General features: G+C 48.5%; 2 rRNA genes. Both read left to right on the top strand.

Annotated elements, in window-relative coordinates:
* A 16S ribosomal RNA gene (locus tag CFB89_RS33855) occupies positions 1–112 on the top strand; the annotation flags it as partial.
* A 434-nt stretch (positions 113–546) separates the two neighbouring features.
* A 23S ribosomal RNA gene (locus CFB89_RS33850) occupies positions 547–655 on the top strand; the annotation flags it as partial.

Here is a 655-nt window from a genome sequence, read left to right as displayed (position 1 = left end):
AGAAGTGGCTAGTCTAACCGCAAGGAGGACGGTCACCACGGTAGGATTCATGACTGGGGTGAAGTCGTAACAAGGTAGCCGTATCGGAAGGTGCGGCTGGATCACCTCCTTTCCAGAGCTATCTCGCGAAGTTGAGCGCTCACGCTTATCGGCTGTTGATTAAGATAGAAAGACTGTCTGTTAGCGGTTTATTCGGTTATCATGCCGGCCGCTTTCGATAATCTTCAATGACAAACATTCGAATGAAGTTTGGTTCGAGTTTTTGTCATTGGCGATTGAGCCAGTCAGAGGATATCAACAGATATCGGCTGTCGTTCTTTAACAATCTGGAAGAAGTAAGTAATTTGGGTAGCGGAAGCGTCTCGAGATGGACGTGAAAGTTATCCGGGTTGTGATTGTATCGATGTATCTCAAGATGATTCGAACTTAATGTTTGACTCAATTGGAATACGGCACACACGTAGTGTGGGCTCCGCGTAAGTGCTAAAGCACTAACGCTGAGCGACACGCGAGAACTCAACCTGTAACGAGACAGACTCGTTATAGGGTCAAGCGAACAAGTGCATGTGGTGGATGCCTTGGCGATCACAGGCGATGAAGGACGCGGTAGCCTGCGAAAAGCTACGGGGAGCTGGCAAACGAGCTTTGATCCGTA

The sequence above is a fragment of the Burkholderia sp. AU16741 genome, assembly GCF_002223345.1.
GTDB classification, from domain to species: domain Bacteria; phylum Pseudomonadota; class Gammaproteobacteria; order Burkholderiales; family Burkholderiaceae; genus Burkholderia; species Burkholderia sola.
This window is presented reverse-complemented; position numbering and strand designations above follow the sequence as displayed.